The sequence below is a fragment of the Amycolatopsis sp. NBC_01286 genome, assembly GCF_035982555.1.
Taxonomy (GTDB): Bacteria; Actinomycetota; Actinomycetes; order Mycobacteriales; family Pseudonocardiaceae; genus Amycolatopsis.
This window is the reverse complement of the sequence record NZ_CP108428.1, coordinates 2,456,782-2,474,702: the sequence shown is the minus strand read 5'-3', so window position 1 is coordinate 2,474,702 and position 17,921 is coordinate 2,456,782. Positions and strand designations below refer to the sequence as shown.

The window sequence follows — 17,921 nt, the reverse complement described above, 5'->3', positions numbered from 1 at the left end:
AAACCGCGGCGGAAACGGTGCCGGAACACCGTTTCCGCCGCGAGATCCTCAGGCGTTGGGGTTGAGCACGCGCGCGAGGAACGACTTGGTCCGTTCCTCCCGCGGGTCCCCGATGACCTGGTCGGGCGGGCCCTCTTCGACGACGACGCCGCCGTCCATGAACAGGACCTTGTCCGCCACCTCACGCGCGAACTGCATCTCGTGGGTGACGACGACCATGGTCATGCCGTCCTTGGCGAGCTGCTTCATCACGCCCAGGACGTCGCCGACGAGCTCCGGGTCCAGCGCGGACGTCGGCTCGTCGAACAGCATCAGCTTCGGCTTCATCGCGAGCGCCCTGGCGATCGCGACGCGCTGCTGCTGCCCACCGGACAGCTGCGCCGGGTAGTTCTTCGCCTTGTCACCGAGGCCGACGCGGTCCAGCAGCTCCAACGCGCGTTGCCGCACCTGGGCCTTCGGCTCGCGACGCACCTGGATCGGCGCCTCCATCACGTTTTCCAGCGCGGTCATGTGCGGGAAGAGGTTGAACCGCTGGAACACCATGCCGATGTCCTTGCGCTGGAACGCGACCTCGCTCTCGCGCAGCTCGTGCAGCTTGTCGCCGCGCTGCCGGTAGCCGACGAGCACGCCGTCGACGTAGAGCCGGCCGGCGTCGATCTTCTCGAGGTGGTTGATGCAGCGCAGCAGCGTCGACTTGCCCGAGCCGGACGGCCCGATCAGGCAGAGCACCTCACGCTCCTGCACCTCGAGGTCGATGCCCTTGAGGACGTCGACGGTGCCGAAGCTCTTGCGAATCTTCTGCGCGGAAACGACCGGGGTCATCCCGACACCCCCGCTCCACCCTGCGCGCCACCGGAGCCGAACCGGAAACCGAGCATCCGGCCCGCCCACCTGGTCTTGTTCGCCTCACCGCGCGAAGTGCCGCGCGAGAACCGTTTCTCGATCTGCATCTGGATCAGCGTCAGCACCGACGTCATGAACAGGTACCAGGCCGCGGCCGTGATCAGCAGCGGCACGGTCTTGTAGTTCTGCGAGTAGATGGTCTGCGCCGCGACCATCAGCTCGAAGTACCCGATGACCACGACCAGTGACGTCGTCTTCAGCATGGAGATCGTCTCGTTGCCGGTCGGCGGGATGATCACCCGCATGGCCTGCGGGAGGATGATCCGCCGCAACGTCCGCGTGCGGCTCATGCCGAGCGCGCCCGCCGCTTCCAGCTGGCCGTCGTCGACCGACTGGATGCCGCCTCGCACGATTTCCGCCATGTACGCGGCTTCGTTGAGACCCAGGCCGAGCAGCGACGCGGTGAACTGCGTGATCAGCTGGTTGGTGTCCCAGCTGACGAACTCGGGGCCGAACGGCACCCCGAGCCCGAGCCGCGGGTAGGCCAGCGCCAGGAAGTTCCAGATGATCAGCTGCGTGATCAGCGGGGTCCCGCGGAACAGCCAGACGTAGAGCGCCGCGGCGCCCGACGTCAGCGGGTTGGGCGAAAGGCGCATGACGGCCAGCAGGATGCCGCCGACGATCCCGATCAGCATCGAGATCACCGTCAGGATCAACGTGTTCTGCAGGCCGCGCAGGATCCGGTCGTCGAAGAGGTAGTCCCCGACGACCGGCCACTGCAGCGCGTCGTTGGTGATCACGCTGCGGAGCACGATGAACGCGACGAACAGGATGATCACGCCGGCCACCCAGCGCCCGTAGTGGCGCACCGGGACGGCCTTGATGGGCTCGGCGTCGATCGGCGCCCCAGCGGGGGACGCCTCGGAGGAACTGGACACGCGAACTAAGTCCTATCTCAGCTGGCCGGGTTGATCTCCGACTTGGTGACCGCACCGGCGGCGTTCAGGCCCCACTTGTCCATGATCTTCTTGTAGGCGCCGCTGTCGATCAGCTTCTGGATCGCGCCCTGGACGGCCTTGCCATAGTCACCGCTGTTCTTCGGCAGCACGATGCCGTAGGGCACGGTGTCGTACGGCGTGCCGACCGACTCGAGCTGACCGTTGGTCTGCTTGACCGCGTAGTCGATGACCGGGGAGTCGGCCAGCTCGCCCTGCACGCGCTTGGCGGTCAGCGCCAGGTTGACGTCGGTCTGGGCCTGCAGCTGCGTGACCTCGATGGCGGGCTTGCCACCACTGGTGCAGGCGGCGTTCTTCTTGTCGAGGTCCTCGACCTGCGTGGTGCCCTTCTGCACGGCGATCTTCTTGCCGCAGAGGTCGTCGACCTTCAGGCCGTCCGGGTTGCCCTTCAGCACGGCCAGCGACGTGCCGGCGCTGAAGTAGGAGATCATGTCGACCGACTGCAGCCGGTCGGCGTTGATGCTGAACGACGAGATCCCCATCTCGTACTTCTTGGCGCCGAGGCCGGGGATGATGCCGTCGAACGAGGAGTTCTGGAACTCCATCTGCACGCCGAGCACCTGGCCGATGGCGGTGCCGAGGTCGACGTCGAAGCCGGTGGCCTTGCCGTTGTCCTGGAACTCGTTCGGCGGGTAGCTCTGGTCCTGCCCGACGAGGATCTTGCCGTCGGTCTTGACGTCGGCGGGCACCAGCGCGGCGAGCGCGTCGTCCTTCGCGACCGTGCCTGCGTCACCCGATCCAGTACCCGCCGGAGCGGCACTGCTCGAGCCGACGTCGCCGGCACCGCTACCACCCGCGCCGCAGGCCATGGTCAGTCCGACCAGGGCGAATGCCGGCAACAGGGCGAGCGCCTTGAGCTGGGGTCCTCGGGCCACGTCGTCACTCCTCGTAGTTCTCAGTTCGTGAGAGCACGCATATTGCCACTCATCCATACCAAAGCACAGCACTGTCGAGTTACAGCGAAGTTTCGCAACGCTTCAACCAGCGTGGGAGTGTCGCGCGTTGGTGGGCACGTAGGTGAGGATGTCGTTCATGAACGCGATCCCGCCCCGGCTGCCCCCCTCCGGTCGACGCGCGCGGAAGGCGACGACCCGCCGGATCACCCGGCCGGGTGCCCGGTTCGACGGCTACCTCTCGCCGGAACGTCCGCACGCGGACGCCTACGACGAGATGTTCGCCGACGACGGCACGGTCCGCGGCCCGTACCGGGCGCTGTACGAGTCGATCGCGGCGCTCGACGCGCACGACCTCAACTCGCGGTCGCTCGCGCTAGACCGGGCGATGGTCGACCAGGGCATCACGTTCTCGCTGTCGGGCCAGGAGCGGCCGTTCCCGCTGGACCTGGTGCCGCGGGTGATCCAGGCGGCCGAGTGGTCGAAGCTCGAACGCGGGGTGGCGCAGCGGGTCCGCGCGCTCGAAGCGTTCCTCGCCGACATCTACGGCGACCGGCAGATCCTGCGTGACGGCGTCTTCCCGCGTCGGCTGATCACGTCGTGTGAGCACTTCCAGCGCGAGGCGTACGGCATCAACCCGCCCAACGGCGTGCGCATCCACGTGTCCGGTGTGGACCTGGTGCGCGACGAGGAGGGCACCTTCCGAGTTTTGGAGGACAACCTCCGCAACCCGTCCGGGGTGTCGTACGTGATGGAGAACCGGCGGACGATGGCGCGGGTCTTCCCGGACCTGTTCGCCCAGCACCGGGTGCGCCCGGTCGGCGACTACGCGTCGCACCTGCTGCGGGCCCTGCGCGCGGCGGCCGCGGCGAACGTCGCCGACCCGATGGTCGTGGTGCTCACCCCCGGCGTCCACAACTCGGCGTACTTCGAGCACTCGCTGCTGGCCCGGCTGATGGGCGTCGAACTGGTCGAAGGCCGCGACATGTTCTGCCGTGACAACGTCGTCTACCTGCGGACGACCGAGGGCGAACGCCCGGTCGACGTCATCTACCGGCGGATCGACGACGAGTTCCTCGACCCGGTGCACTACCGGCCGGACTCGGTGCTCGGCATCGCCGGCGTGCTCAACGCGGCGCGCGCGGGCAACGTCGTCGTCGCGAACGCCATCGGCAACGGCGTCGGGGACGACAAGCTCGTCTACACCTACGTGCCGGAGATGGTGCGGTACTACCTCGGCGAGAAGCCGCTGCTGCCCAACGTGGACACCTACCGCTGCTGGCTGCCGGACGAGTTCGACTACGTGATGTCGCACCTCGACGAGCTGGTCGTCAAGCCGGTCGAAGGCTCCGGCGGGTACGGCATCGTCTTCGGGCCGGAGGCGACGCCGGCGGAGCTGACGGCGTTGCGGCGGAAGGTGCGGGCGAACCGGCGCGGCTGGATCGCGCAGCCGGTGGTGCAGCTCTCGACCGTGCCGTCGAAGGTGGAGGACCGGCTGGCGCCGCGGCACGTCGACCTGCGCCCGTTCGCCGTCAACGACGGCAAGGACATCTTCGTGCTGCCCGGCGGGCTGACCCGGGTGGCGCTGCCGGAAGGCAGCCTGGTCGTCAACTCGTCGCAGGGCGGCGGCTCGAAGGACACGTGGGTGCTGGCCTCCCGGACGTCCACCGCCGAGCGCGAGCTGGAACAACCGGCACTGGGCACGGTGTCCACTGTGGACGGAATGGTCGCGGAACAGGGGCCCGAGCTGTCTCTGTCACAGCAGCAACAGCAGCAGCAACAGCAGAGCTAGGGGGTTCGAAATGCTGGCACGCAACGCGGAGTCGCTGTACTGGATCGGCCGGTACGTCGAACGCGCCGACGACACCTCGCGGATCCTCAACGTCTCGGTCCACCAGCTGCTGGAGGACGCGAGTGTCGACTCGGACCACGCGAGCCGTCAGCTGCTCGCCGTCCTGGGCATCGAGTCGGAGGGCACCGAGTCCCTCGACGTCTGGAAGCTGACCGAACTGGTGGCGTACGCGAAGGACAACCCGGCGTCGATCGTCGGGTCGATCAACTCGGCGCGCGAGAACACCCGCGGCGCCCGTGAAGTCGTCTCGACCGAGCTGTGGGAATGCCTGAACGCGACGTGGAACGCGGTGCCGGACCGCCAGCGCTACGCCCGGCGCGCCGGGCCGCACGCGTTCCTGTCGTTCGTCGAGGAGCGCGCGGCGATGTTCGCCGGCCTCGCCGACTCGACGATGAGCCGCGACGACGGCTGGCTGTTCATGGTGCTCGGCCGGTCGATCGAACGCGCCGACATGGTCGTGCGGCTGCTGCTGTCCCGGGTTTCGGACCGCGCGTCGTCGCCCGGGTGGATCACGGTGCTCCGCTCGGCCGGCGCGCAGGACACCTACCTGCGCACCTACCGTGGTGCGCTCGACGCGGGCCGCGTCGTCCAGTTCCTGTTGCGGGACACGCTGTTCCCGCGGTCGGTGTTCCACGCGCTGCGGCAGGCGGAGGAGTGCCTGCAGCGGCTCGACACCGGTGGCGGGTCACGCAACAACGAGAAGACCGAGGCGCTGCGCGAACTCGGCCGGGCCCGCAGCGAGCTGGAGTTCCTGCGCCCGTCGGACCTGCTGACCGACCTGCCGCGGCGGCTCGGGACGCTGCAGACGTCGATCAAGGAGATCGGCGAGGCCGTGTCCATGCAGTACTTCAGCACGTCGCCGTGGGTGGCGTGGAGCGGTGCGGAGGTTTCGCTGTGACCTGGCAGCTTCGGGTGGCCCACCGGACGGGGTACCGGTACGCGACGCCGGCCACGCAGTCGTACAACGAGGCGCGGCTGACCCCGCGCTCGGACCGCCGTCAGACGACGGTGGCGACGCGCATCGAGACGACGCCCGCGACCCGCGCGTACCGGTACACCGACTACTGGGGCACGGTCGTGACGTCGTTCGACCTCCACGCGCCGCACACGGAGTTCACCGTGCTGGCGACGTCGGTGGTCGAGACGGCCGACGAGGCCGAGCCGATCCGCGTGGCGTCCTGGAAGGACCTCCGCAGCGACACGGTCGTCGACCACCGCACGGAGTACCTGACGCCGACCGACTACACCCCGCGCGACCTCGCGCTGGCCCGCGAGGCCCGCGCGCTGCGCACCGGCCTCGACCCGGCGGAAGCCGTGCTGGCGGTGTGCGAATGGGTCCACAAGCAGCTGAAGTACCAGCCGGGCACGACCGGCGTGCACTCCACGGCGACGGACGCGTGGAACGCGCGCGAAGGCGTCTGCCAGGACTTCGCGCACGTGACGCTGGTGATGCTGCGCGCGATCGGCATCCCGGCGCGGTACGTGTCGGGCTACCTGCACACGAGGCGGGAAGCGAAGCTCGGCGAAGTGGTGGAGGGCGAGTCACACGCCTGGGTCGACGTCTGGACCGGCGGCTGGTGGGCGTACGACCCGACGAACGCGATCCCGGTGGGGCCGCGGCACGTGTGGGTGGCGATGGGACGGGACTACGCGGACGTGGCGCCGCTGAAGGGGATCTTCACCGGGGGTGGGCAGTCCACTTTGGACGTGTCGGTCCACCTGACCCGGCTGGCGTAACTCTCCGTATACCGCACTTTCGCTACGAAAGTGTTGTGGAGGCCTCCTCCGGAACACTTTCGTAGCGAAAGCTCGACTTGGGTCAGCCGCGGGCGTGGGCGTCCAGGATGTGCGCGACGGCCTCCGTGACCTGCTGCGCGTACTCGATGTGCAGCCACTCGTCCGGCACGTGGATGTTCGAGTCCGACCCGCACGCCCCCGTGACCAGGAACTGCGCCTCCGGGTACTTGCGCGACAGCAGCCCCATGAACGGGATCGAGCCCCCCATGCCCGTCGCGCGGTGCGGCTGGCCGAAGACGCCGTCGCTGACCGTCTGCAGCGCCGCCGTCAGCCACGGCGCCTCCGACGGCGCGTTCCAGCCGTCCTCCGACTGCGTGTTGTCGCCGAAGGTCACCTTCGCGCCGTACGGGACGTCCGTGGTCAGGGTGCGCTTCACGGCTTCGAGCGCCTTCGCGGCGTCGACCGTCGGCGGGAGGCGGAAGCTCAGCGTCAACGTCGTGCTCTCGCGCAGGACGTTGCCCGCGTCGGCCGGCTTCGGGAAGCCGTCGGCACCGATGATCGACAGCGTCGGGCGCCACGCGTTGTTGAGCATCAACTCCAGCGCGTCCTCGGTGATCACGCGACCACCTTCGACCAGCGGGAACGCCTTCGACAGCGCCTCCGGGAAGTCCTTCGAGACGGCCTTCAGCTCGGCCAGCCGGTCCGACGGGACGTCGACCTTCAGCTCGTCGAGCAGCAGTTCACCGGTGGCGCTGTCCTCGAGGCGCTCGATGAGGCTTCGCAGGATGCGGAACGAGCTCGCCACGACGCCCGAGGCGACGCCGGAGTGCTGCGCCGAGCCCAGCAGCTGGACGTTGACGTCCAGGTGCAGCATCCCGCGCAGGCTCGTGACCAGCCACAACCGCTCGTAGTCGCTGCCGCCGGCGTCGAGGCAGACGACCAGCGAGACCTCGCCGATCCGGTCGGCCAGGTGCTCGACGTAGGCGGGCAGGTCGGGGCTCCCGGACTCCTCGCCGGTCTCCAGCAGCACGACGATGCGCGCGTGCTCACCGCCGGCGGCGTGCACGGCTTCGATCGACGTCGTCGCCGCGTAGCCGGAGTAGCCGTCGTCGACGGAGCCGCGGCCGTACAGCCGGCCGTCGCGGATCACCGGCGTCCACGGGTCGAGACCCTCGGACCAGCCGCCCACCGGGGGCTGCTTGTCCAGGTGGCCGTACATCAGGACGGTGCCCTCGGCCGCCGCGCCCGGGGTCGCCGGGACGTCGACGAGCAGCAAGGGGGTCCGGTCCGGCAGCTCGACGACGTCGATCGTCGCGCCCGGCAGGTCGCGCGCGGCGATCCACGCGCGGACGTGCTCGACGGCGGCGGCCAGGTGCCCGGTCTTCGCCCAGTCGGCGTCGAACGCCGGGGACAAGGCGGGGATGGCCACCAGCCCGGACAGGCTCGGGATGACGTCGTCGGTCCAGCCGGACACGACGGATTCACGAACGGATTTGTGCTCCACGGCGTCCATCGTGCCACGCGGGTTCCGGCGTGCGGCACATCACAAGGTCGACTCCGCAGGGCACAAAGACGCACACGCACAGGTACGCACCCACGCGTGCGAGCCTGGTGAACGCGCGGACCGGCGCCATACTCTCGTAGGTCCAATGCTCGGGCTTCCTAGCGTTTTGCCTGTTCAGAGCCCGTTTCTCAGCAACAAATCAGCAACCGCGTCTGACCAAGACGTGGACCTTCGTGCCAGGATGTCGGCGTGAACCGTCAACGCCGACGGTGACCGAGCGCTTCGGAGACCCGAAACGCTGGTCCCCGCCGGTGCAGTCGCTGTGGTCGCCACAAGCGGCCGCCAGAGGCACCGACACCGAGGAGCAACGCCCATGCCGTCCGAACAGTGGACGCACCCGGAGCCTGGAGATGGACCGGCCGCCGTCGCGGCCCAGCCTTCCCCCGAGCAGGTGATCGCCGGATTGCGAGCGACCAGCGAAGGTGGCGCTGAGCTGACTCAGCTGCTCACCCCCGAAGGCGAGCGGGTCCCGTCGCCGCAGTTCGACAAGTACGTCGACGACATCGACGACGAAGCCCTGCGCAACCTGTACCGCGACATGGTGCTCGTCCGCCGCGCGGACCGCGAGGCCAACGCGATGCAGCGCCAGGGCCAGCTCGGCATCTGGGTTCCGCTGCTCGGCCAGGAGGCCGCGCAGATCGGCTCCGGCCGCGCGCTGAAGCAGAACGACATGGCGTTCCCCAGCTACCGCGAGCACGGCGTCGCGTACGCGCGCGGGGTCGACATGAAGGACCTGCTCGGCATCTTCCGCTGCACCGACCACAGCGGCTGGGACTACAAGGCCCACGGCTTCCACCCGTACTGCATCGTCATCGGCAACCAGGTGCTCAACGCCGCCGGGTACGCGATGGGGCAGCGGTTCGAGGGCAAGGTCGGTGACGACGACGGCGAAGCCACGATCTGCTACTTCGGTGACGGCGCGACCTCGCAGGGCGACGTCCACGAGGGCTTCGTCTGGGCCGCGGTCTACGACGCGCCGCTCGTGTTCTTCTGCCAGAACAACCAGTGGGCGATCTCCGAGCCGACCGAGCGCCAGTCGCGCCTGCCGCTCTACCAGCGCGCCCGCGGCTACGGCTTCCCCGGCATCCGCGTCGACGGCAACGACGTCCTGGCCTGCCTCGCGGTGTCCCGCTGGGCGCTCGACGAGTGCCGCCACGGCAACGGCCCGGTCCTGATCGAGGCGTTCACCTACCGGATGGACGCGCACACGACGACCGACGACCCGTCGCGCTACCGGCTCTCCGACGAGCTCGAAGAGTGGAAGCTCAAGGACCCGATCGAGCGCGTCCGGGCGTTCCTGGCCCGCAAGGGCGGCGCCGACCACGACTTCTTCGACCAGGTCCAGGCCGAGGCCGACGCCTTCGCCGCGGACCTGCGCGAGTACACGTTCAACATGCCGGAGCCGCCGCCGGAGCGGATCTTCAGCAACGTCTACGCCGAGGGCAACCCGGTGCTGGACGCGCAGCGCGAAGAGTTCCTGTCCTACCTCGACGGCTTCGCAGCGGCGGGTGAACACTGATGACCGACCTCCAGAAACTCACCATCGGCAAGGCGCTCAACCTCGGCCTGCGCCGGGCGATGGAAGAGAACCCCAAGGTCCTGATCATGGGCGAGGACGTCGGCAAGCTCGGCGGCGTCTTCCGGATCACCGACGGCCTGCAGAAGGACTTCGGCGAGCAGCGCGTGCTGGACACGCCGCTGTCCGAGTCGGGCATCATCGGCACCGCGGTCGGCCTGGCCGTGCGCGGGTTCCGGCCGGTGTGCGAGATCCAGTTCGAGGGCTTCATCTTCCCCGGGTTCGACCAGATCTCGTCCCAGCTGGCGAAGCTGCACTACCGGACGCAGGGCAAGATCAAGATGCCCGTCGTGATCCGGGTGCCGTTCGGCGGCGGGATCGGCGCGGTCGAGCACCACTCCGAGTCGCCGGAGTCGCTGTTCGCGCACATCCCGGGCCTGAAGGTCGTCTCGATCTCGAACGCCGTCGACGCCTACTGGGGCATCCAGGAAGCGATCAAGTCGGACGACCCGATCCTGTTCTTCGAGCCCAAGCGGCTCTACCACTCGGGCGCGCTGCGCGCGGAGATCGACGTCGCCGGCACGCCGTCGCCGGTGTTCTCCTCGCAGGTCGTGCGCGAGGGCACGACGGCGACGGTCGTCGCGTACGGCCCGACCGTGAAGGTCGCCCTCGACGCGGCCGCCGCGGCCGCGGACGAGGGCAAGTCCCTCGAGGTCATCGACCTGCGCACGCTCTCGCCGCTGGACCTCGGCCCGGTGTTCGAGTCGGTGCGCAAGACCGGCCGGCTGATCGCGCTGTCGGAGGCGCCGTCCGAGTCGTCGCTGACGTCGGAGATCGCCGCGCGCGTCCAGCAGGAGTGCTTCTACTCGCTGGAGGCGCCCGTCCTCCGGGTGACCGGGTTCGACACGCCGTATCCGCCGGCCAAGCTCGAGGAGCACTACCTCCCCGACCTGGACCGGGTGCTGCACACCATCGACCGCTCGCTCGCCTGGTAAGGGGGATTTCCGCGTCATGCCAACGTTCAAGCAGTTCCCCCTGGCCGACACGGCCGAGGGGCTGACCGAAGCCGACATCCTTTCGTGGCACGTCAAGCCGGGCGACACGGTGACGGTCAACCAGATCGTGGTCGAGATCGAGACCGCGAAGGCCGCCGTCGAGCTGCCGATCCCGTGGGCCGGCGTGGTCACGGAGCTGCACGTCGAGCCGGGCCAGACGGTGGAGGTCGGCACGCCGATCCTCACCATCGACGTCGACCCGGGCGGCGCGGCGGCTCCGGCTCCGACCGCTTCTCCGGCCGCCGCTTCGGCTCCGGCCGAGGAAGAGGAGATGAAGCCGCTGGTCGGCTACGGCTCCAAGGCCGTCGTCACGCAGCGGCGGGCCCGGAAGGGCGCGGCGCCTGCTCCCGCGGCCGCCGTCGCCGCACCTGCTCCTGTCGCCCCTGCTCCTGTCGCGCCCGCTGCTCCTGCACCTCGGGGCGGTTACGTGCCGCTGGCCAAGCCGCCGGTGCGGAAGCTGGCCAAGGAGCTGGGCGTCGACCTGCACGCGCTGACCGGCACCGCCGACGGCGGCGTCATCACGCGGGACGACGTCCACAAGGCGGCCAACGGCTCCGCCCCGGTCGCCGCGACTGTGTCCACTGTGGACTCAGGTTACGACCCGGCCACCCGCGAGCGGCGCGTCCCGATCAAGGGCGTCCGCAAGATGACGGCGGCCGCGATGGTGCAGAGCGCGTACACCGCTCCGCACGTCACGGAGTTCCTGACCATCGACGTCACGCCGATGATGGAGTTCCGCGAGAAGCTGAAGAAGTCGCGGGAGTTCGCCGGCGTGAAGGTCACGCCGCTGACGTTCGCGGCGAAAGCCGTGTGCCTGGCGGCGAAGCGCACGCCGGACATCAACGCGGTGTGGGACGAGGCGGCGCAGGAGATCGTCTACAAGGACTACGTGCACCTCGGGATCGCGGCGGCGACGCCCCGCGGCCTGATCGTGCCGAAGGTCCGCGACGCCGACTCGCTGTCGCTGAAGGAGCTGGCGAGCGCGCTGACCGCCTTGACGGAGGTCGCCCGCCAGGGCAAAACGTCCCCGGCGGACATGGCGAACGGCACGATCACGATCACCAACGTCGGCGTGTTCGGCGTCGACACCGGCACGCCGATCATCAACCCGGGCGAGTCCGCGATCCTGTGCCTCGGCGCGATCAAGGACCAGCCGTGGGTCGTGGACGGCGAGATCAAGGTCCGCAAGGTGCTGCAGCTGTCGCTGAGCTTCGACCACCGCGTGGTCGACGGCCAGCAGGGCTCGGAGTTCCTGGCCGACGTCGGCGCGCTGTTGGCCGACCCGGCCATGGCGATGACCTACTGATCGTCCGTGAAGGCCTCCTTACCGGCTCTTACGGCCGGTAAGGAGGCCTTCACGGCTCTCGGACGACGAACTTCCCGGCGTCGAGGTCGACGCGGGTGCGCGGCGGGGCGCCGTCGGCCTCGTCGTCGACCAGCATCAGCTGGACCTGGCGTTGCTCGAGGTCGTGGTGCTTCGTGCCGCCGAGCAGCGCTTCGACCTCCTCGGTCGCGGCCACGCTCGCCACCCGCTGGCCGTCGCCGCGGCGGTGCCACGGCAGGAACCGGCGGCCCCAGACCTCGAGCACGGCCAGCAGGAACAGCAGCACGAGCAGCATCGGGAACGCCATCGCCCAGACCACACCCATGAGAGCCAACTTATACTCGCTTGACGGAGTGAGTACTCACTCCGCACACTGGTGCCATGACACCAGCACCCGAAACCCGGCGTAGAGCGCCGGGCATGAGCGCCGAAGCCCGGCGCAGCATGATCGTGCACGCGGTGCTGCCCCTGCTGATGGAGCACGGGGCCACCGTCACCACGAGCCAGATCGCCCGCGCCGCCGGCATCGGCGAGGGCACCATCTTCCGCGCGTTCAAGGACAAGGACGAGCTGTTCGACGCCTGCACGGCCGAAGCCCTGCGTCCCGACCACGTCCTCGACGCCATCGCCGAGATCCCCGTCGACCAGCCGCTCGAAGACCGGCTCGTCGAAGCCGCCGAAGCGCTCGGCGCTCACCTCGAGCGGATGGGCGCGCTGATGGGCGCCCTCCACGCGTCCGGCCGGATCAAGCACCGCGACCCCGAGCAGCGCCTGCGTGGCAGCTGGAAGGGCGGCCGCCGGGAGTCGATGGCCGCCATGCGCGGCGCGATGACCGAGCTGTTCGAGCCCGAGAAGGACCGGCTCCGGCTGTCGCCCGAGCACCTGGCCGCACTGTTCCTCACCATGCTGTTCGGCGGCCGCCGGATGGCCCCGGACGACGACGCGCCCACCACGCGCCAGGTGGTCGATCTGTTCCTGCACGGCGCGTTGGAGGCTGAATGATCCCGGGTGGTGGGGGCGGGATGGAGTTCGCGATCGCCCGGCGCGGCCGGCGGCGAGCCATCTCGACGGTCCCGGACAGCGGGCTGACCGGCCCGGTCGACATCCCGGAGCCGAAGCAGGACGACCAGCCGAAGGACTGGCGTTCCCGGTTGAAACGCGCGAAGACGTCGGTCTCGGGCACGGTCCGCGGCCTGCCGAAGGTCGTGAAGCTGACCTGGCAGGCGAGCCCGATCCTGACCATCCTGCTGGCGCTGATCACGCTGCTGTCGGGTCTGCTGCCGACGGCCACCGCGTACATCGCGAAGCTGCTGCTCGACTCGGTCGTCGCGGCGATCCAGCACCGCGGTACGACGATGGACATCGTCAACGTCGCGTTGTTCCAGTTCGGCGTGCTCGTCGCGACCGCGGTCAGCAGCGCGGTGACGTCGATCGCGCAGACGTTGCTGCAGGAGCGGATGACCCTGACCATCCGCCACCAGGTGATGGCGCACGCCAGCGAACTGCACTTGGCCTACTTCGAGGGCTCGGCGTCCTACGACATGCTGCGCCAGGCCGCGCAGGAAGCGCCGACGCGCCCGCTGTCGATGATGAACTCCGCGCTGGGGCTCGTGCGGACGCTGATCACGTTCGGCAGCATGATCGCGCTGCTCGTGGCCGTCAGCCCGCTGCTGGCGCTGGTCGCGCTGCTCGCGCCGATCCCGGCGTTCATCTCGCAGTCGAAGTACGGCTCGCGCGCGTTCTGGCTCACCTTCCTGATGTCGCCGATCAAGCGGCGGATGGACTACCTGTCCTCGCTGGTCACGACGGACACCTACGCCAAGGAGACGAAGCTGTTCGGGCTCGGCCCGTACTTCGTCGACCGGTTCCGCCGGCTCGGCGTCGTCTCCTACGAGCGGCAGCGGAAGCTGACGATCAACCGCAACATCAGCTCGACGTCCTGGGGCCTGCTGAGCACGTTCGTCGGCTCGGCGATCGCGTTGTACATCGCGCTGGAAGCGGTCGGCGGACGGCTCACGCTCGGCGACCTGGCGCTGTACACGGCCGCGGCGACGTCCGTGCAGACGTCGGTGTCCGGGCTGTTCACGGCGTTTTCCGGGATGTACGAGAACAACCTCTACCTCGACACGCTCTACCGCTTCCTGGGCACGAAGCCGGAGATCACGGCGCCCGAGAAGCCCCGGCCCATGCCGTCCACAGTGGAGGGTCACATCGAGTTCGACTCGGTGACCTTCGCCTACCCGGGCGCGGAGGAGCCGGCGCTCGACGGCGTCAGCTTCGAGATCCGCCCGGGCGAAACAGTCGCTGTCGTGGGCCGCAACGGCGCGGGCAAGTCGACGCTGTTCAAGCTGCTCTGCCGGCTCTACGACCCGACCGGCGGCCGGATCCGCCTCGACGGCGTCGACATCCGCGAGTACGACCCGGACGAGCTGCGGACGCGGATCAGCGCGATGTTCCAGGACTACGTGACCTACCAGGGCACGGCGGCGGAGAACATCGGCCTCGGCGACCAGACCCGGCTCGAGGACCGGCCCCACATCGAGGACTCGGCCCGCCGAGCCGGGGCCGACGAGCGCATCGAGCGGCTGCCGAACGGCTACGAAACGCCGTTGGGGCGCTGGTTCGACCAGGGCGTCAGCCTGTCCGGCGGCGAGTGGCAGAAGATCGCGCTGGCCCGAGCGTTCCAGCGGGAGGCACCGATCTTGATCCTCGACGAGCCGACGTCGGCCCTGGACGCGCAGGCGGAGCACGACCTGTTCGCGCGCCTGCGCGAACTGTCCGAGGGCCGCACGACGCTGTACATCTCGCACCGGTTCTCGACCGTGCGCCAGGCGGAGCGGATCCTGTTGCTGGAGCACGGAAAGGTCGCCGAGTACGGCACGCACGAGCAGCTGATGGCGGCGAAGGCGGGCTACGCGGACCTGTTCACGCTCCAGGCGCAGGCGTACCTGGACGAGATTCCGAGCTAGGGCACGAGAAGGACCTTGCCGACGCCTTCGCGGCTCTCGACCCGGGCGTGCGCCTCGACGACGTCGTCGAGCGCGTACGTCCGGTCGATCACGGGTGTCAGCGTGCCGTCACCGACGAGGCCCAGCGCCTCGCCGGTGGCGGCGCCAGCGTCCTTGCCGTAGGCGTCCGGCCCGCCGAAGCCGATCAGCGTGAGCCCACGCGGGATGAGGTCGGCGACCGTGATCGCCGGGAACTCGCCGCTGAGCAGGCCGTACGCGAGAACCCGCCCACGCGGCACGACCTTCGGCAGTACTTCGGCCGCCCGCGGCCCGCCGATCGACTCGAAGACGACGTCGATCCCGTCTGGGGCCTGGGTTCGCCAGTCCGGATCGTCGTGGTCGAGCACGACGTCGGCGCCCTTCACGCTCTTCCCCGCACCCGCGGTCGCGACGACCCGCGCGCCCGCGTCCTTCGCCAGCCGCGTCAGGTACCCGCCGATCGACCCGGACGCGGCTTCGACCAGCACGGTCTCGCCGTCGCCGACGTCCGCCGTGCGAAACAGGACGAGCGCCACCGACGCGGGCACGGCGGCGGCGACCGCGCTTTCCGCGGAGACGTGCTCGGGAACCAGGGTGTACCTGCTCGAAGCGACGACTTCGGCGTACGCGCCACCGACGTAAGACATGCTGACAACGCGTTTGCCTTTCAACGCGGGATCGTCAGCCTCGATGACAACGCCCGCGGCCTCGTGCCCGAAGATCGCGGACTCCCCACCGGACAGCATCCCGGCCCGCAGCTGGGTTTCGTAGAACGGCACCGAGATCGCCTCGACCCGGATCAGCACCTCGCCTTCACGGCGCGCGGGCTCAGGTCGTTCCTCGACCTTCAGCACTTCAGGACCACCCGTGCCGTGCTGCACCACTGCTCGCATGTTGCTTCTCCCCAGTAACTGGACCATCGGTCAACTTACGGTCGCCTACTATATGGACCGCCAGTCAACTTGTCGAGGAGCATGTATGGAACGCGCCGACGCGGCCCGCAACCGCCGCGCGATCCTGCGCGCGACCGAGGAATTGCTGGCCACCCAAGGCTTGGAGCACGTCTCGATGGACCGCGTCGCACAGGCGGCCGGCGTCGGCAAGGGCACGGTGTTCCACCGCTTCGGCAACCGCGAAGGCCTGATGCGCGCGGTGGTGGAGGAGCGAGTCCGAGCGCTGTCCACGGCTCTCGAATCGGGCCCACCCCCACTCGGCCCAGGCGCCCCACCGGCGTCCCGGCTGGCGGCATTCTTCGACGCGGTGGTCGACTTGGCGACGAAGAACGTCACGGTGATGGCGGCGTTCGAGCAGGCCTCGACGGACCGCCTGAACAGCCCGATCTACCTGTCGTGGCACGCACACGTGGCAAGCTTGCTCACCGCGGCGGCCCCGTCGCTGGACGCGGACCTGATCGCGCACCTGCTACTGGGCTCGCTGCACAGCGACCTGATGCTCCACCTGCTGCGCACCGGGGAATCCCACCGCTTGGCGCTGGGGTTGCGATCAATGATCGAGACGCTCCTGCGCTGACCGCCGGACGCACCGCTCGGGGATTTGGTGCCGCTGCGCAACTCGACGTTGCGGAGGTTCAACCAGGCAGGCGCGCGTTCTCGAACCGCAGAGGACGTCTGCGTAGTCTCGCGCTCGGCCTTCTCGACGGCGAGAGCGTGCTCGTTATCGGTCGCCCGCTGCTTGCGGTAGTTGACGGCCAGCAGCACGACCCCGCCGAATCCGGCGACCACGCAGAGGGCGATCTTCAGCAGGTCGAGCACCTGGGTGACGTCGAAGACTGCGGCATTCGGCAAGTGCGGCCAGCCGAGGAACCACAGCAACCCGCAGGCGGTCACGCCCGCGACGACGATCCCGATGAACAGCCACGCGAGAACGGACATCGCAATGCACCCTGAGCTGCGGAAACGTGAGCCGAGACCGTCGCCGTCTCACGCTGATCGCGACCGCGGCAAGCACGGCGAGCGCGATCAGGAGCCAGCGAGCCAGTCGGACACGATCGGTGAGACCAGCCGGTGGCCCGCGGACCCGGGAGCAAATCGGACAGCTCGTTCGTTGTCCCGGTATGGCTGTCGCGTTCCTGCTTTACGTCTTCGCCGAGATCGCCGCGATCTGGGCGGTCGGCTCGGCCGTCGGCGTGCTCGGCACGCTGGGCCTCCTCCTGGCCGGCGCCTTCATCGGCTCCTGGCTGGCCCGCCGCGAAGGCGCCAAGGCGATGCGCGCGTTCATCGAGACATCCCGCGCGGGGCGGTCAGCGGAGAAAGAACTGACCGACGGCATGCTCGTCGGCCTGGGCGGGGTGTTGATCCTGATCCCGGGGTTCGTGAGTGACGTCCTGGGGTTGCTGTTGATGCTGCCGCCGTCACGCGCGGTGGCCCGTCGGCTGTGGCTGAAGCGGATGGAGAAGCGAGCGCTGAAGTTCGCCAACCAACGCCGCGGGCCGGCGATGGTGGTGGACAGCGAAGTGGTGCCGCCGTCTTCGTCGTCGCCGTCGTCGGGGGAGAAGTCACAGCCGGTGATCGAAGGCCGCGTCATCGAAGGCTGACAACCCGTACGACCGACACGCCATGCAAGCATTGCTGGGCGTTGCCAGAGGTCAGCGTTAGGATCGAACGCGTGTTCGCCCTACGTGATCGCGTTCTCGACAGCCGTGACGGCGTCTGGCAACGGCACGTGCTCCCAAATCCGCACCACTTGCCAGCCAGCCTCCTCGAGCGCGCCCGTGACCAGCTTGTCGCGGTCGACGTTACGCCGGAGCTTCGGCGTCCAATACCACTCGTTGCTCGTCGGTTGCCTGCCGTGCTGGGGGCAAACATGCCAGAAACAGCCATCAACGAAGACTGCGACTTTGCGGCTGGTGAAGACGATGTCAGGGCGGACTCGTACGGCATCGAGCACGATCGGCAAGTCCTTGCGATACCGGTAACCGAGCCGATGCAGCGCTTTACGAAGAGTCACCTCGGGCTTCGTGTCGGTTCGCCGATTGGCTTTCATGTTGCGAGATCGGCCCTCGTTCGCGGCAGCAGGGTAGGGCTTCGGCTTCGCCTCGTTCTCAGCTGCCGGGGGTGTTACGCGGCGCGGCATGCGCCAGATAGTCTCAGGCGCCACATCGCGACGCCACCCCC

Annotated in this window: 18 protein-coding genes; 11 read left to right on the top strand and 7 right to left on the bottom strand. The window is 69.0% G+C overall.

Going from position 1 to position 17,921, the window contains the following annotated elements; genetic code table 11:
• Nucleotides 1-48 precede the first annotated feature (48 nt).
• The 3 genes from OG570_RS11990 to OG570_RS11980 are packed head-to-tail and all read right to left on the bottom strand — an operon-like array spanning nucleotide 49 to nucleotide 2,734.
• A complete protein-coding gene (locus OG570_RS11990) occupies nucleotides 49-822 on the bottom strand; it encodes an amino acid ABC transporter ATP-binding protein (protein WP_247059450.1) in 774 nt (257 codons plus the stop codon).
• Nucleotides 819-1,781, bottom strand: a complete 963-nt coding sequence (locus tag OG570_RS11985; protein ID WP_326945301.1) for an amino acid ABC transporter permease — start codon at nucleotides 1,779-1,781, stop codon at nucleotides 819-821. Before OG570_RS11985 ends, OG570_RS11990 begins: the two co-directional genes overlap by 4 nt.
• A 17-nt stretch (nucleotides 1,782-1,798) precedes the next feature.
• The gene (locus tag OG570_RS11980) at nucleotides 1,799-2,734 is read right to left on the bottom strand and encodes an ABC transporter substrate-binding protein (RefSeq protein WP_326956534.1); all 936 of its coding nucleotides are present in this window, start codon (nucleotides 2,732-2,734) and stop codon (nucleotides 1,799-1,801) included.
• A 148-nt stretch (nucleotides 2,735-2,882) separates the two neighbouring features.
• On the opposite strand from OG570_RS11980, the gene OG570_RS11975 reads away from it, so the two are divergent.
• The 3 genes from OG570_RS11975 to OG570_RS11965 are packed head-to-tail and all read left to right on the top strand — an operon-like array spanning nucleotide 2,883 to nucleotide 6,341.
• Complete coding sequence (locus tag OG570_RS11975; protein ID WP_326956533.1) at nucleotides 2,883-4,544, top strand: circularly permuted type 2 ATP-grasp protein; 1,662 nt, start codon at nucleotides 2,883-2,885, stop codon at nucleotides 4,542-4,544.
• A 10-nt stretch (nucleotides 4,545-4,554) separates the two neighbouring features.
• Complete coding sequence (locus tag OG570_RS11970; protein WP_326945304.1) at nucleotides 4,555-5,502, top strand: alpha-E domain-containing protein; 948 nt, start codon at nucleotides 4,555-4,557, stop codon at nucleotides 5,500-5,502.
• Nucleotides 5,499-6,341 (top strand): transglutaminase family protein, encoded by an 843-nt coding sequence (locus OG570_RS11965; RefSeq protein ID WP_247059456.1) that lies wholly within the window; start codon nucleotides 5,499-5,501, stop codon nucleotides 6,339-6,341. The genes OG570_RS11970 and OG570_RS11965 overlap by 4 nt, the downstream gene beginning before the upstream one ends.
• An 82-nt stretch (nucleotides 6,342-6,423) precedes the next feature.
• Here OG570_RS11965 and OG570_RS11960 read toward each other — a convergent pair whose 3' ends face one another.
• Complete coding sequence (locus tag OG570_RS11960; protein WP_326956532.1) at nucleotides 6,424-7,845, bottom strand: M20/M25/M40 family metallo-hydrolase; 1,422 nt, start codon at nucleotides 7,843-7,845, stop codon at nucleotides 6,424-6,426.
• A 373-nt stretch (nucleotides 7,846-8,218) separates the two neighbouring features.
• On the opposite strand from OG570_RS11960, the gene pdhA reads away from it, so the two are divergent.
• Genes pdhA through OG570_RS11945 form a run of 3 tightly spaced genes read left to right on the top strand, consistent with a single transcriptional unit; the run spans nucleotide 8,219 to nucleotide 11,782 of the window.
• Nucleotides 8,219-9,424 carry a pyruvate dehydrogenase (acetyl-transferring) E1 component subunit alpha gene (gene pdhA / locus OG570_RS11955; protein ID WP_326945306.1) on the top strand — a complete coding sequence of 402 codons (1,206 nt, stop codon included), beginning with the start codon at nucleotides 8,219-8,221 and terminating at the stop codon, nucleotides 9,422-9,424.
• Nucleotides 9,424-10,416 carry an alpha-ketoacid dehydrogenase subunit beta gene (locus tag OG570_RS11950; RefSeq protein ID WP_326945307.1) on the top strand — a complete coding sequence of 331 codons (993 nt, stop codon included), beginning with the start codon at nucleotides 9,424-9,426 and terminating at the stop codon, nucleotides 10,414-10,416. Before pdhA ends, OG570_RS11950 begins: the two co-directional genes overlap by 1 nt.
• A 16-nt stretch (nucleotides 10,417-10,432) precedes the next feature.
• Complete coding sequence (locus OG570_RS11945; RefSeq protein ID WP_326956531.1) at nucleotides 10,433-11,782, top strand: dihydrolipoamide acetyltransferase family protein; 1,350 nt, start codon at nucleotides 10,433-10,435, stop codon at nucleotides 11,780-11,782.
• Between the two features lie 49 nt (nucleotides 11,783-11,831).
• Here OG570_RS11945 and OG570_RS11940 read toward each other — a convergent pair whose 3' ends face one another.
• Nucleotides 11,832-12,125 (bottom strand): DUF6191 domain-containing protein, encoded by a 294-nt coding sequence (locus tag OG570_RS11940; RefSeq protein WP_326945310.1) that lies wholly within the window; start codon nucleotides 12,123-12,125, stop codon nucleotides 11,832-11,834.
• A gap of 95 nt (nucleotides 12,126-12,220) precedes the next feature.
• Between OG570_RS11940 and OG570_RS11935 the strand changes: the two genes are divergently transcribed.
• Complete coding sequence (locus OG570_RS11935) at nucleotides 12,221-12,802, top strand: TetR/AcrR family transcriptional regulator (protein WP_247059462.1); 582 nt, start codon at nucleotides 12,221-12,223, stop codon at nucleotides 12,800-12,802.
• Between the two features lie 20 nt (nucleotides 12,803-12,822).
• Complete coding sequence (locus OG570_RS11930) at nucleotides 12,823-14,769, top strand: ABC transporter ATP-binding protein (RefSeq protein WP_326945311.1); 1,947 nt, start codon at nucleotides 12,823-12,825, stop codon at nucleotides 14,767-14,769.
• On the opposite strand, the gene OG570_RS11925 is transcribed toward OG570_RS11930, so the two are convergent.
• A complete protein-coding gene (locus OG570_RS11925; protein ID WP_326956530.1) occupies nucleotides 14,766-15,680 on the bottom strand; it encodes a quinone oxidoreductase family protein in 915 nt (304 codons plus the stop codon). The genes OG570_RS11930 and OG570_RS11925 overlap by 4 nt on opposite strands.
• Before the next feature lie 85 nt (nucleotides 15,681-15,765).
• Here OG570_RS11925 and OG570_RS11920 point away from each other — a divergent pair, with 85 nt between their 5' ends.
• From OG570_RS11920 to OG570_RS11910, 3 genes are all read left to right on the top strand, one after another.
• Complete coding sequence (locus OG570_RS11920) at nucleotides 15,766-16,317, top strand: TetR/AcrR family transcriptional regulator (protein WP_326956529.1); 552 nt, start codon at nucleotides 15,766-15,768, stop codon at nucleotides 16,315-16,317.
• Nucleotides 16,318-16,454: 137 nt separating this feature from the next.
• On the top strand, nucleotides 16,455-16,694 hold the full coding sequence (locus OG570_RS11915) for a hypothetical protein (RefSeq protein WP_326956528.1): 240 nt from the start codon (nucleotides 16,455-16,457) through the stop codon (nucleotides 16,692-16,694).
• A gap of 167 nt (nucleotides 16,695-16,861) precedes the next feature.
• Nucleotides 16,862-17,341 (top strand): FxsA family protein, encoded by a 480-nt coding sequence (locus tag OG570_RS11910; RefSeq protein ID WP_326956527.1) that lies wholly within the window; start codon nucleotides 16,862-16,864, stop codon nucleotides 17,339-17,341.
• A gap of 80 nt (nucleotides 17,342-17,421) precedes the next feature.
• On the opposite strand, the gene OG570_RS11905 is transcribed toward OG570_RS11910, so the two are convergent.
• On the bottom strand, nucleotides 17,422-17,880 hold the full coding sequence (locus OG570_RS11905) for a very short patch repair endonuclease (RefSeq protein WP_326945317.1): 459 nt from the start codon (nucleotides 17,878-17,880) through the stop codon (nucleotides 17,422-17,424).
• Between the last annotated feature and the right edge of the window lie 41 nt (nucleotides 17,881-17,921).